Below are 12,594 nucleotides of genomic sequence, written 5' to 3'. Positions count from 1 at the left end.
CCCGGCCGTGTAGATTCCCGGGCTATCGTGAGTTCGCAGTAAGCGAAAACTCCGATCGAGGGGTCTCATGGCGAACGCCGATATCGACGAAACCAACGAACTCGTCAATTTCCCCATTCAGCGCACCTGCCCTTTCGCCATTCCGCCGGTCTACACAAAGTTCCGGGAGGAAGCACCGATCAGTCAGGTGGTCCTCCCGGACGGCGGAAAGGCCTGGCTCGTCACCAAGTACGACGACGTGCGGGCCGTGATGGCCAACCCCAAGCTCAGCTCCGACCGTCGCGCGCCGGATTTTCCGGTCGTGGTGCCCGGGCAGAATGCGGCCCTGGCCAAGCACGCGCCCTTCATGATTATTCTCGACGGCGCGGAGCATGCGGCCGCGCGACGGCCGGTCATCAGTGAGTTCTCGGTGCGGCGGGTCGCCGCGATGAAACCGCGGATTCAGGAGATCGTCGACGGGTTCATCGACGACATGCTGAAGCTGCCGAAGCCCGTCGACCTGAACCAGGTCTTCTCCCTGCCGGTTCCGTCGCTGGTGGTGTCCGAGATCCTCGGCATGCCCTTCGAGGGCCACGAGTACTTCATGGAACTGGCCGAGATCCTGCTGCGCCGCACCACCGACGAGCAGGGCCGGATCGCCGTCTCGATCCAGCTGCGCCAGTACATGGACAAGCTGGTCGAGGAGAAGATCAAGAATCCGGGCGACGACCTGCTGAGCCGGCAGATCGAACTGCAGCGGCAGCAGGGCGGCATCGACCGGCCCCAGCTCGCCAGCTTGTGCCTGCTGGTGCTGCTGGCAGGGCACGAGACCACGGCGAACATGATCAATCTCGGCGTGTACTCGATGCTGAAGAAGCCGGAACTGCTCGCGGAGATCAAGGCGGACCCCTCGAAGACCCCGAAGGCCGTCGACGAACTGCTGCGGTTCTACACGATCCCGGACTTCGGCGCGCACCGGCTGGCACTGGACGACGTCGAAATCGGCGGCCACCTCATCCGCAAGGGCGAGGCCGTCATCGCCTCCACCTTCGCGGCGAACCGCGATCCCGCGGTGTTCGACGACCCGGAGGAGCTCGACTTCGCCAGGGACGCACGGCATCACGTGGCCTTCGGCTACGGGCCGCACCAGTGCCTGGGCCAGAACCTCGGCCGTCTGGAGCTCCAGGTCGTGTTCGACACGCTCTTCCGCCGGCTGCCGGATCTGCGCCTGGCCGTGCCGGAGGAGGAACTGTCGTTCAAGAGCGACGCGTTGGTCTACGGCCTCTACGAGCTGCCCGTGACGTGGTGAATGAGGTGACCATGAAACTCGAGAAGAATCACGACCGCTGCATCGGCGCCGGCCAGTGCGTGCTGACCGAGCCGAGGATCTTCGATCAGGACGAGCGGGGCCTGGTGAGCGTCCTGATCGAGCGGCCGCAGGGCGCCGACGAGGCCGCCGCCCGCAAAGCGGTCTACATCTGTCCGGCGAAGGCGCTGTCCCTCGTGGAGGAGTGATCCGGAACGGAGCCGCGCCGGGGCCTTTCCCCGAAGGGAACGGCCCCGGCGCGGCCTCACCCGTTACCGGTCGTCGTGCATGCCCTGGTCGTCGCCCGTGGTCCAGACGGGTTCGATCCGAATCCGGGACAGCAGCCACGGTTCGTCGGCGGCAGCCCGCACGGCAGTGAAGGTGTAACGGGCGCCCAGATCGAAATGCTTGCCGGCCCCGTCCCGGCTCACATGCACGGCCGTGATATTTGCGTGAATGGTCGCGCTGTCGCCCGCCGGTTCGGGGAGCACATTGCTGACGACGTGCATGGTGGTCGCCCAGATCAGGTCGTCACGCAGCATGCCGGCCAATGCCTCGCGCCCGTCGATCCGGATATCCGGCAGCACCTCCATCGTCACGTCCGGAACGAATACCGTGGACAGCGCCTCGTGGTCCCGGGTGTCCACCGCTCGCGCGAACCGCGCTACCAGCGCCTGCAGTTCGAAGCGGTCTTCCATGCGTGTGATCGCGTTGATCGTATCCAGCTTGGTCATGCCTGTGATGCTGCGCTGCGAAATGGCGGCGATGCCTCGTCTGCAGAATCTTCTGACGAAGATCTGACAAAGTCCTTTCTCTGTGGGCGCCGTTGGGATCTCCGGCATCGAAGTACTGCACAGAGTCCTGCAGTTGACTGTGTTGAAACCTGTACCCGGTGCCGGAAGACTCGTTCTTGTCACCGGCTTGATCGGTTCGGCAGATAACCACCTGCGACTCGAAATTCCCTTGGCCGATTCGGGATTCAGCCGACTCGAGATACGGAGAAGGAAGTATGTACAGCAGTGTCATCGTGGGCAGGGTCAGATCCGGATCCACCGAAGAAGTCGCCGACGCCTTCGCGAAGCTGGACGGCGAGCCGTCCGGCACCCGGAATCTCCTGCGCCGCCAGCTCTTCGAGTACAAGGGCGTCTACATCCACCTCCAGGACCACACCGGGGAGAACCTGACCGAGGTCGTGGAGCACGGCGCCGACGGGGCGTTCGCCCCGTCCCTCGACGTCTACGACCCGGCCACCTGCACCGCGCCATCGGACATGGTCGCGACCCGGTTCTACGAGTGGCACGGACAGCCGGTGGCCGACGAGCACCGGATGTACAGCACCATGATCGTGGCCCGGCTCGACGGCGCCGACATCGAGACCGTCGCGAAGCTGTTCGGGGACTTCGACACCGGCACCGAGCTGCCGCACACGATGGGCACCCGGCGCCGGCAGTTGTTCGCCTACAACGGGCTCTACTTCCACATCCAGGATTTCGAGTCCGACAACGGCGGCGAGCTGATCGAGCGGGCGAAGTCCGATCCGCGCTTCGTGCAGATCCAGCAGGATCTGCTGCCCTACATCCACGTCTTCGACCCGGACACCTGGCGCTCGCCCTCCGACGCCATGGCCTCGCGCTTCTACACCTGGCAGGTCGGGGCATGAGCGGGCGTCGCGTCGTCGTCACCGGGATGGAGGTGCTGGCACCCGGCGGTGTGGGCACCGGCAACTTCTGGTCCCTGCTGAGCGAAGGCCGTACGGCCACCCGGGGGATCACCTTCTTCGACCCCGCCCCGTTCCGGTCGCGCGTGGCCGCGGAGATCGACTTCGACCCGTACGCGTACGGGCTCACCCCGCACGAGGTGCGGCGCATGGACCGGGCCGCCCAGTTCGCGGTGGTCGCGGCGCGTGGTGCCGTCGTGGACAGCGGCATCGAGACGGACGCCCTGGACCCCTACCGGATCGGTGTCACCATCGGCAGTGCGGTGGGTTCCACGATGAGCCTCGACGAGGACTACCGCGTCGTCAGTGACGGGGGCCGGCTCGACCTGGTCGATCACACCTACGCCGACCCCTTCTTCTACAACTACTTCGTGCCGAGCTCGTTCGCCGCCGAGGTCGCCCGTTCCGTGGGCGCCCAGGGGCCGAGCAGCGTGGTGTCGGCGGGGTGCACGTCCGGGCTCGACTCGGTCGGGTACGCCGTCGATCTGATCAGGGAGGGCACGGCGGACGTCATGATCGCCGGCGCCACCGACGCGCCGATCTCGCCGATCACGATGGCCTGCTTCGACGCGATCAAGGCGACCACGCCCCGCCACGACGACCCGGAGCACGCCTCCCGGCCCTTCGACAACACCCGTAACGGCTTCGTCCTCGGCGAGGGCGCGGCGGTGTTCGTCCTGGAGGAACTGGAGAGCGCGCAACGCCGCGGCGCGCGCATCTATGCGGAGATCGCGGGCTACGCGACGCGCAGCAACGCGTATCACATGACGGGGCTGCGCCCGGACGGCGCCGAGATGTCCGAGGCCATCACGGTCGCGCTCGACGAGGCCCGGATGAACCCCACCGCGATCGACTACATCAACGCGCACGGCTCGGGCACCAAGCAGAACGACCGGCACGAGACCGCCGCGTTCAAGCGCAGCCTCGGCGATCACGCGTACCGCACCCCCGTGAGCTCCATCAAGTCCATGGTGGGGCACTCGCTGGGCGCGATCGGCTCCATCGAGATCGCGGCGTCGGTCCTCGCCATCCAGCACAACGTCGTGCCGCCGACGGCGAACCTGCACACCCCCGATCCCCAGTGCGACCTCGACTACGTCCCTCTGACCGCACGCGAGCAGCTCGTCGACACCGTCCTCACGGTCGGCAGCGGCTTCGGCGGGTTCCAGAGCGCAATGGTGCTGGCCCGACCCGAAAGGAGTGCGGCATGACGGCCTCTGTGGTGGTGACCGGACTGGGCGTGGTCGCGCCCAACGGGCTCGGCGCGAAGGACTACTGGAGCGCGGCCCGCGTCGGCAAGAGCGGCATCGGCCCGCTCACCCGCTTCGACGCGTCGCCGTATCCGGCGAAGCTCGCCGGGGAGATCGACGGCTTCACGGCCGAGGACCATCTGCCCAGCCGCCTGATGCCGCAGACCGACCAGGTCACCCGGCTCTCGCTGGTCGCGGCGGACTGGGCGCTCGCCGATGCCGGTGTGAACCCCGCCGAGCTGCCCGCCTTCGGCATGGGCGTGATCACCGCCAGCTCGGCCGGCGGTTTCGAGTTCAGCCAGAACGAGCTCAAGAGCCTGTGGAGCAAGGGCGGGGAGTACGTCAGCGCGTACCAGTCGTTCGCCTGGTTCTACGCGGTCAACACGGGCCAGATATCCATCCGCAACGGGATGAAGGGCCCCAGCGGCGTCGTCGTCACCGACCAGGCCGGCGGTCTCGACGCGGTGGCGCAGGCCCGGCGCCAGATCCGTAAGGGCACGTCCCTCGTGGTGGCCGGCGCCGTGGACGCGCTGCTGTGCTCCTGGGGCTGGGTGGGAATGCACACCAGCGGCCGGCTGAGCACCGAGCAGGAACCCACCCGTGCCTACCTCCCCTTCGACGACCGGGCGGCCGGCCACGTGCCCGGCGAGGGCGGTGCCCTGCTCATCCTGGAATCGGCCGACTCGGCCCGCGCCCGCGGAGCCAGGGTGTACGGCGAGATCGCCGGGTACGCCGCCACGTTCGACGGACGCGAGCCGGGCCTGCGCAAGGCCGTGGAACTGGCCCTCGCCGACGCCGGTCTGGCGCCCTCGGACGTGGACGTGGTCTTCGCGGACGGCGCGGCCGAACCCGAGCTCGACCGGATCGAGGCGCAGGCCCTCGTCGAGGTGTTCGGCGAGCGGGGCGTCCCGGTCACCGCGCCCAAGACGATGACCGGCCGCCTGTACGCGGGCGCGGCCGCCCTCGACCTCGCCACCGCCTTCCTCTCGATGGAGGCGGGCCTGATCCCCGCGACCGTCCACACGGACCCCGCCGACCGGTACGGCCTCGACCTGGTCGTCTCGCAGCCGCGCACCGCCGACATCCGTACGGCGCTCGTCATCGCCCGGGGCCACGGCGGCTTCAACTCGGCGATGGTCGTCCGTTCCTGAACCCCTCGGACCGATCCCTCCCGCACCGAAAGGCAGGACCCCCATGTCTCAGAACACCTTCACCCTCGCCGACCTCAAGCGGATCCTCCTCGAAGGCTCCGGCGCCCCCGAGGGCGGCGGCCTCGACGGCGACATCCTCGACACCGAGTTCTCCGACATCGGCTACGACTCGCTCGCGCTGCTCGAAACCACGAGCCGGATCGAGCGCGAGTACGGGATCGAGCTGGACGAGGACGTCATCGGCGACGCCACGACCCCCCGCGCCTTCCTCGACGCCGTCACCGGACACCTCGCGGTCCCGGCCGCCTGAGCACGCCCAGCCACCAGCGAACCGAAAAGGGGAGAAATGACACAGCAGGAGCAGCGCGTCGCCCTGGTGACCGGCGCCACCAGCGGGATCGGCCTGGCCGTGGCCCGGCTGCTGGCCGGACAGGGCCACCGGGTGTTCATCGGCTCGCGCACCGAGGACAAGGTGCTGGCCACGGTCGAGCAGCTCCAGGAGGAGCGGCTCGACGTGGACGGCGCGGTCCTCGACGTGCGCTCGGCGGACTCGATCCGCGCCTACGTCCAGGCCGCCGTCGACCGCTACGGCCGGGTCGACATCCTCGTCAACAACGCGGGCATCAGCGGCGGCGGGGTGACCGCCGGCATCGCCGACGCGCTGTGGAACGACATCATCGAGACCAACCTCAACAGCGTGTTCCGGCTGACGCGGGAAGTCCTCACCACGGGCGGTCTGCGTGACAAGAGCTGGGGCCGCATCATCAACATCGCCTCCACCGCCGGCAAGCAGGGCGTGGTCCTGGGGGCGCCGTACTCCGCCTCCAAGCACGGCGTCGTCGGCTTCACCAAGGCCCTGGGCAACGAGCTGGCGCCCACCGGCATCACCGTCAACGCCGTCTGCCCCGGCTACGTCGAGACGCCCATGGCCGAGCGCGTACGGCAGAACTACTCCCGCCTCTCCGGTGCGCCGGAGAGCGCCATCCTGGAGAAGTTCCAGGCCAAGATCCCGCTGGGCCGCTACTCGACCCCCGAGGAGGTGGCCGGCCTCGTCGGCTATCTGGCCTCCGACACGGCGGCGTCCATCACCTCCCAGGCCCTGAACGTCTGCGGTGGCCTCGGCAACTTCTGACCGCGCGCGCCCGTCCCCACCCGAGGAGTCCCATGCCGTCCGAACTGCGTACCACCGAGCACGAAATCACGATCGCGGGACCGGCCGAGAAGGTCTACCACCTGCTGGCGCGGGCGGAGAGCTGGCCCCAGCTGTTTCCGCCGAACATCTACGTCGACCATGTGGAGCGCGGCGAGCGCGAAGAGCGCATCCGCATCTGGGCGACGGCGGGCGACACCGTCAAGAACTGGACCTCGCACCGCACCCTGGACCCGGAGAAGCTCGGCATCGACTTCCGGCAGGAGGTCAGCACGCCCCCCGTGGCCGCCATGGGGGGAAGCTGGCGGATCGAGGCCCTCCCTTCCGGAGAGACTCGGGTGCGCCTGGGCCACGACTTCCGGGCGACCGACGACGACGGCCTGGCCTGGCTCGAGGAGGTCGTGGACCGCAACTCCCGCTCCGAGCTCGCCTCTCTCAAGGCGCTGGTCGAGTCGGGGGGCGCGGACGCCGGCGAGCTGACCTGTTCCTTCGAGGACACGGTGCAGATCAAGGGGTCCGCTCAGGACGTGTTCGACTTCATCTGGGAAGCGAACCTGTGGACCGAGCGCCTTCCGCACGTGGCCACGGTGCGCCTGGACGAGCCGGCGCCGGGGCTGCAGACCCTGGAGATGGACACGCGGTCCAAGGACGGCAGCACCCACACCACGAAGTCGCACCGCGTGGGACTGGCCCCCCACCGGATCGCGTACAAGCAGACCACCCTGCCCGTGCTGATCACGCTGCACACCGGCTACTGGACCTTCACGCCGAACGGCGACGGCGTCGCGGCGTCCTCGCAGCACACCTTCACGGTCAGCACGGAGGCCATCGCCAAGGTGCTGGGAGCGGACGCGACGGTGCAGGACGCGGTCGCCTACGTCCGTACCGCGCTCAGCACCAACAGCATGGCGACTCTCGGCCTTGCGAAGGAGTACGCGGAAGGGCTCGCCGGGGAAGGCCGTTCATGACCACGGCCCCCGTTGCCCCGCTCCCGGGGCGGTCGGTCGACCAACGGCACATCACGCTGGACGCGGACGGCATCATGCTGTCCGCCCGGCTCGCCCAGCCGGTGCACGTCCCGCCGAGGGCCTTGATCGTCGCCCTGCACGGGGCGGGGATGAGCGCCGGGTACTTCGACGGACCGGCGCACCCGGAGACCTCGCTCCTGGCGATCGCCGCGGAACTGGGCTTCGCCGTCGTGGCCGTCGACCGCCCCGGGTACGGCAGGTCGGCCGATCAGCTCCCGCACGGGCAAGGGGTCGTGGCGCAGTCCCGGACGCTGGCCGCGGCGCTGCGCCGGCTGGTGGACGGGTACGAGACGGGCGCGGGCGTCTTCCTGATGGGGCACTCCTTCGGATGCAAGCCGGCGCTGCAGATCGCGGCGGACGGCACGGTCCCCGAGCTCGTCGGCCTCGACCTGTCCGGCTGCGGTGCCGAGTACCTGATCTCCCCCACCGCCCCGGCCACGCGCGCCGGAAGCCGGAAGCTCAACTGGGGCCCCTTGCGGCTGTACCCGCCGGGGACGTTCCGGTCCAGCGCCGGTGTCGTCGCCCCGGCTCCGGAACGTGAACTGGCGGACGCCGCCCAGTGGCCGGAGGTGTTCGCCGCGCTCGCGGAGCGGATCAGCGTCCCGGTCCGGTTCACCTTCGCCGAGCACGAGGCGTGGTGGCGCCGCGACCACCAGGCGCTCACACGGTTGCGGGACCGGCTGGCGGCGGCCCCCAGGGTCCTGATCGACCACCAGCCCGACGCGGGCCACAACATCAGCCTCGGCTGGGCGGCGCGGGCCTACCACCTGCGGGCTCTCGGCTTCGCGGAGGAATGCCTGCGCCGCCCCGGGGCCGGACAGCGGGAGAACATCTGATGACCGCCACGGTGCACACCCTCCCTCCCTCTCTCGCGGACGAAGAACACCCTCTGGTCGCGGTGCTGAACATCTTCGCCCCCGGCATCACGGACACGCTCGGCAGCGCAGAGCGGGAAGGGGAGGACGACAGGCGCTTCATTCCCTACGACGCGGTGGCCCGGCGCCTGGCACAACTGGGGCTGTCATGACCGCGAGGACAGGTCCGGGTCAGCCGCCGCAGAGCCTCTTCCTCGCCTGCGACCTGCAGGAGCCGGGGGCCGAGGCGGCGGCCCGGGCGGCACTGCGCCACCTGTCCGCGCCCGACCGGGAGCGGGTGGCCCGCCTGCACCGCTCCACCGACCGGACGCGCTCGGTACTGGCCCGCTGGCTGGCCCTCCAGGCCGCGGGCCGCCTCCTCGGCGTCCCGTGGACCGGACTCCGGCTCGGCCGTCATCACCATGGGCGTCCGTATGTGACGACGCATCCGCGCCTGTCCCTGAGCATGGCGCACAGCGGTCGCTACGCGGTGGCAGCCGTGGCACTCGGCGCGCGCGCAGGTGTGGACGTGGAGGAGATCTCGCGAGTCTCCGCACTGCCGGACAGCGCCTTCCTCACTCCTGCCGAGATCACCTCTCTGCCCTCGGCGGGGAGCGCCGCGGAACACAGGGCGGCGCTGTGGGTGCTGAAGGAAGCCGCGACGAAACTGACGGGCGAGGGCATGCGCGCCGGCATGAAGCGCGTCGGCTTCCGCTGGCAGGAAGGGGCACACGTGCCCTTCGCGGCGGAAACGCCCTACACCGGCGGCGAGTTCACCGCCTGCCGGCTCCCCGGAGGATACGTCTGCGCAGTGGGAGTTTCGGCGGGCACACCGCCCGCGACTCCGACGCTCCTGGCCGTCGGCACCGCGTCACCGACCACCGCACAACGAGCCGAACACGATAGGGAAGAGGCCGAACCGCACACCTGACTCGGTGTCAACTGAGCCCGGCCGTACGCCCCCTGAGACCGGTCAGAGCAAGCGGCGAGTTGCTCTGACCACACCGCCCCGACGGCTCGCGCGGTCGCCATACGCCTCCCGGCACCAACGGCATGCACGTGGGACTCCCCCGACCACCACCGCACGCCGCACCGGGCGGGACGAACGCGCAGGCCGTCGGGGCCGGGCCGGCCGCCCACGGATTTCACTCGACGGAAAAGCCCGGAGCGCACGCTCCGCCCCGCCGGGTGACAAGTGGTATCCACTGAACATCCACACGGCCTGCGGCGAACCCGGTACGGCGGGGCGAAGTGGTCGCATGCGGAAGACCCGGAGGCCTGAGGGCCGCATACTCGGTGAATCGGACGGTTCCGCAGTCGCTGCAGCGGGCCTCGCCCCGGGTCCGGGCCGCCCAGCCGCCACGGTGGGTACAGATCCTCCGCACTCTCATCCACCCCCCATGTGCATGGTCCGCCAGTGACGGCGCTGGAGCACCAACGCGTCCCCTTTCACCAGAGGATCCTCCCCGGCAGCCGCTTCCTTGTAGGCGGCCGCCAGTTGAGCGCACTCCCCGCACCCGTACATCGACCGGGACCCGGTCGGCCATAGCCCGGCGGCCTCCCGGTCCTCCCGCGTCGCCAGCCGCAGCGAAGCGAACGGCGCCTCCCATTCGCGGCCCCCTCCAGGCCACCGCAGCGTCACGCGGCCCCCCGCGCCCCCGATCACCTGCGCGACCCACCCCTCCCGCGTGTCCACCACGAACGCACCGATCCTGTACGTCATCACTACGCACCTCCCAAAACGAGACAGTATCGCTATTCGCGAATAGCAGCAAGGTTGGCGGGCGGTAGTAATCCTCGTCAAGTCGCATACGGTGGGGGGACGTAAGGCGGAAGGGTCGACAGGCGGAGGAGATCGTGGGCCACAGCGAGGCGGGAGCAGCAGACCGTCGCTCATTGCATGAGCGGATCGCCGCGGACCTGCGCGGCGAGATCATGAGCGGCGACCTGGCCCCTGGCGACAACCTGCCGAGCACCACGCAGCTCAAAGCGAGGTTCGGCGCCTCCAGCGCCACGGTGCAGAAGGCACTGCAACTGCTCAAGGAAGAGCGCCTGGTCATCGGGCGCCCGGGCGCCGCAGTCACCGTGCGCCCGCGCCGGCAGCGGACCATGCACCCCGCCGCCTACATGGCCCCGGCAGCGACCGGCGCTCCGTATCGCTGGCTCACCGAGGCGTCGAAGCACGGCGGTCAGGCGAGCACCAAGTTGCTGGAGGTCGCCGAGACCGTTCCCCCGGCGGATGTCGCCGTCGCCCTGAACCTCGCCGAAGGCGCCTCGGCGCTGCTCCGCCGCCAGCTCCTGCTCATCAACGACGAGCCGGTCGAACTGGTCAAGTGTTACTACCCCTTGGGGATCGCCCGCGGTACGGCCCTCATGGAACGCCGCAGGATCAAGGGCGGCACTCCGACACTTCTGGCCGGACTGGGATTCCCACCGCGCCTCAGCGTGGACAAGGTCGCGGCCCGCGTGCCCACCCAAGAGGAGTACAGCGCCCTGCAGCTGCCGAGCAGCCTGCCGGTTCTGCGGACGCTTCGGGTGCTGTACACCGACGACGAACGGCCCATTGAGGTCGCGGTCATGGCCAAAGCCGGGCATCTGTACGAGTTGCAGTACGAGTTCACCGCCGAGTAGGCGGATAGGGGATACGTATGCAGAGTGACGCCCGCTGGATCAGCAGTTCACTGCCCTACCTCACCGCCCGCCCCGACGGCAGCCCCGACGCCTGGAGCGCCGAAACCGCCGCGCAAGGGCGTCGCGGGCAGCAGAAGATCGTCCATGCCGGTGAAGTGCCCGCCCCGGACGTCGTCGCCGAGCTGCTCGGCGTCCCGCCCGGTGAGGTCGTCGTCGTGCGGCGGCGGATCATGTTGCTCGACGAGCGGCCCAGCGAGCTCACCGACACGTACTACCCCGCCGCCATCGCCCGCGGCACCCCGCTCGCCGGGACCGCGAAGATTCCCGGCGGGGCCATCACGCTGCTCGCGCGGCTCGGGTACGCGGGAGCCACCGTCCGCGAGGACGTCGTCGCGCGGATGCCCACCGACGGCGAACGGCAAGCGCTCGACACCTCCCCCGGCGAACCCGTCCTCGGGCTCACCCGGCTCACCCTCGACGCCGGCGACCGGCCCGTCCAGGTGGATCTGATGACCATGCCCGCACATCGTCAGCGCCTCCGTTACGAGATCGCGCTTCCGTAAGGAGTCGGTTCGCCGTTCGAACCGGCAGGAAGCCCGATACCGTACCGGCCAGGGACCGTTGCACCGGCACCGGCGGGAGGGGATGCTCCATGGCCACCCAGGGCGCAGACGAGAAGAACGGGCCGTTGCCGGGCGTCTACCGCATCGACCCCGAGGCGTCGAGGATCCGGTTCCGGATGCGGGCGCTGTTCGGGCTGTTCCCGGTCAAGGGGACCCTCTCCGTCGCGCACGGCCGCATCGTCGTCGAGGAGCCCGAATCCGCCTCCACCGTCGAGGCCGTGATCCCCGTCGACAGTTTCTCCAGCGGGCACGCCCAGCGCGACCGGCACGTCCGCTCGGCCGACTATCTCGACTCGGCGCTCCATCCCGAGATCCGGTTCCGCGGCGGCGACGTGCGCAGGGCGGATGACGGGGTGACGGTGCACGGCGAGTTGACGGTGCGCGGTGTCGCCCGGTCAGTGGTGCTGACCCTTAGTCAGGTCGTGGCGGACGGTTCGCGCTTGACGCTGCAGGCGACGGCCGTCGTCGACCGCTATGCCTTCGGCGTCACCCACGCCAAAGGGATGACGGGCCGCCGGCTGCGGATCGCGCTCGACGTGGTGGCCGTGCGCTGACGCGCCGGGCGCCGACGCCCCGTGCGCTCCCGCCGCCCCTTCCGTTCCCCCTGTCGTCTTCCCGGAGAACCGGTACCTTCGGGGGAAAAGCGGCTGGTGGTCTTGGGCGGCCTTAGGGGATTCGGTGGGGATCGAGAGCGATCAGCTTGTGTACGACTATCTGAGCCGGGTAGGCGACATCGCCCAACGGCGGGCGGACCTCACCTCCGCCGACCGGATGCGCCTGGTCTCCCGGCTGCGGACGGAGATCGAGCGCCGCAGGGCCGCCGAGGGCGCCGACACGCCCTCCTCCGTGCAGCGCATCCTGACCGGCCTCGGCAGCCCGGACGAGGCGGTCGACGACGCCGGAGC

Annotated in this window: 16 protein-coding genes and 2 pseudogenes; 16 read left to right on the top strand and 2 right to left on the bottom strand. The window is 69.7% G+C overall.

The features are described 5' to 3' along the window. The first annotated feature begins 67 nt into the window (after positions 1-67). Both V7793_RS09970 and V7793_RS09965 read left to right on the top strand, forming a co-directional pair. Positions 68-1,288, top strand: coding sequence for a cytochrome P450 (locus tag V7793_RS09970; RefSeq protein ID WP_336004456.1), 1,221 nt, complete (start codon positions 68-70; stop codon positions 1,286-1,288). An 11-nt stretch (positions 1,289-1,299) separates the two neighbouring features. Beyond that, positions 1,300-1,494, top strand: coding sequence for a ferredoxin (locus tag V7793_RS09965; protein ID WP_336004454.1), 195 nt, complete (start codon positions 1,300-1,302; stop codon positions 1,492-1,494). Between the two features lie 63 nt (positions 1,495-1,557). Here V7793_RS09965 and V7793_RS09960 read toward each other — a convergent pair whose 3' ends face one another. Further along, complete coding sequence (locus V7793_RS09960; RefSeq protein WP_336004453.1) at positions 1,558-2,019, bottom strand: nuclear transport factor 2 family protein; 462 nt, start codon at positions 2,017-2,019, stop codon at positions 1,558-1,560. A gap of 275 nt (positions 2,020-2,294) precedes the next feature. Here V7793_RS09960 and V7793_RS09955 point away from each other — a divergent pair. The 10 genes and pseudogenes from V7793_RS09955 to V7793_RS09910 form a co-directional block, all read left to right on the top strand. Continuing rightward, positions 2,295-2,570, top strand: a pseudogene (locus tag V7793_RS09955) (TcmI family type II polyketide cyclase); the annotation flags it as partial. Between the two features lie 42 nt (positions 2,571-2,612). Next, positions 2,613-2,945, top strand: a complete 333-nt coding sequence (locus tag V7793_RS09950) for a TcmI family type II polyketide cyclase (RefSeq protein WP_336004509.1) — start codon at positions 2,613-2,615, stop codon at positions 2,943-2,945. Next, positions 2,942-4,213, top strand: coding sequence for a beta-ketoacyl-[acyl-carrier-protein] synthase family protein (locus V7793_RS09945; protein WP_336004451.1), 1,272 nt, complete (start codon positions 2,942-2,944; stop codon positions 4,211-4,213). Before V7793_RS09950 ends, V7793_RS09945 begins: the two co-directional genes overlap by 4 nt. Then, a complete protein-coding gene (locus tag V7793_RS09940; RefSeq protein ID WP_336004449.1) occupies positions 4,210-5,403 on the top strand; it encodes a ketosynthase chain-length factor in 1,194 nt (397 codons plus the stop codon). The genes V7793_RS09945 and V7793_RS09940 overlap by 4 nt, the downstream gene beginning before the upstream one ends. Positions 5,404-5,446: 43 nt before the next feature. After that, positions 5,447-5,713 carry an acyl carrier protein gene (locus tag V7793_RS09935; protein ID WP_336004447.1) on the top strand — a complete coding sequence of 89 codons (267 nt, stop codon included), beginning with the start codon at positions 5,447-5,449 and terminating at the stop codon, positions 5,711-5,713. A gap of 36 nt (positions 5,714-5,749) precedes the next feature. Then, positions 5,750-6,535: a 3-oxoacyl-ACP reductase FabG gene (gene fabG, locus V7793_RS09930; RefSeq protein ID WP_336004445.1), complete on the top strand. Its 786-nt coding sequence runs from the start codon at positions 5,750-5,752 to the stop codon at positions 6,533-6,535. Positions 6,536-6,567: 32 nt separating this feature from the next. Beyond that, positions 6,568-7,521, top strand: a complete 954-nt coding sequence (locus V7793_RS09925) for an aromatase/cyclase (protein WP_336004443.1) — start codon at positions 6,568-6,570, stop codon at positions 7,519-7,521. Then, on the top strand, positions 7,518-8,417 hold the full coding sequence (locus tag V7793_RS09920; protein WP_336004442.1) for an alpha/beta fold hydrolase: 900 nt from the start codon (positions 7,518-7,520) through the stop codon (positions 8,415-8,417). Before V7793_RS09925 ends, V7793_RS09920 begins: the two co-directional genes overlap by 4 nt. Further along, entirely contained in the window at positions 8,417-8,608 is a 192-nt protein-coding gene (locus V7793_RS09915; protein WP_336004441.1) for a hypothetical protein, read from the top strand. Before V7793_RS09920 ends, V7793_RS09915 begins: the two co-directional genes overlap by 1 nt. Then, entirely contained in the window at positions 8,605-9,366 is a 762-nt protein-coding gene (locus V7793_RS09910) for a 4'-phosphopantetheinyl transferase family protein (RefSeq protein ID WP_336004440.1), read from the top strand. Before V7793_RS09915 ends, V7793_RS09910 begins: the two co-directional genes overlap by 4 nt. 214 nt (positions 9,367-9,580) lie before the next feature. On the opposite strand, the gene V7793_RS38185 is transcribed toward V7793_RS09910, so the two are convergent. Continuing rightward, positions 9,581-9,826 carry a DUF6255 family natural product biosynthesis protein gene (locus V7793_RS38185; RefSeq protein ID WP_443057874.1) on the bottom strand — a complete coding sequence of 82 codons (246 nt, stop codon included), beginning with the start codon at positions 9,824-9,826 and terminating at the stop codon, positions 9,581-9,583. Between the two features lie 505 nt (positions 9,827-10,331). Here V7793_RS38185 and V7793_RS09905 point away from each other — a divergent pair. From V7793_RS09905 to V7793_RS09890, 4 genes and pseudogenes are all read left to right on the top strand, one after another. Next, the gene (locus V7793_RS09905) at positions 10,332-11,066 is read left to right on the top strand and encodes a GntR family transcriptional regulator (protein WP_443057873.1); all 735 of its coding nucleotides are present in this window, start codon (positions 10,332-10,334) and stop codon (positions 11,064-11,066) included. A 17-nt stretch (positions 11,067-11,083) separates the two neighbouring features. After that, entirely contained in the window at positions 11,084-11,629 is a 546-nt protein-coding gene (locus V7793_RS09900; RefSeq protein ID WP_336004437.1) for a UTRA domain-containing protein, read from the top strand. An 89-nt stretch (positions 11,630-11,718) separates the two neighbouring features. Beyond that, positions 11,719-12,243, top strand: coding sequence for a YceI family protein (locus V7793_RS09895; RefSeq protein WP_336004436.1), 525 nt, complete (start codon positions 11,719-11,721; stop codon positions 12,241-12,243). 124 nt (positions 12,244-12,367) lie between these two features. After that, positions 12,368-12,594: pseudogene (locus V7793_RS09890) on the top strand (hypothetical protein); the annotation flags it as partial.

The sequence above is a fragment of the Streptomyces sp. KLMMK genome, from assembly GCF_036961605.1.
Lineage (GTDB): Bacteria > Actinomycetota > Actinomycetes > Streptomycetales > Streptomycetaceae > Streptomyces > Streptomyces telluris.
Note: the sequence above shows the minus strand (reverse complement) of the source record. Positions and strands in the feature narration are given on the sequence as shown.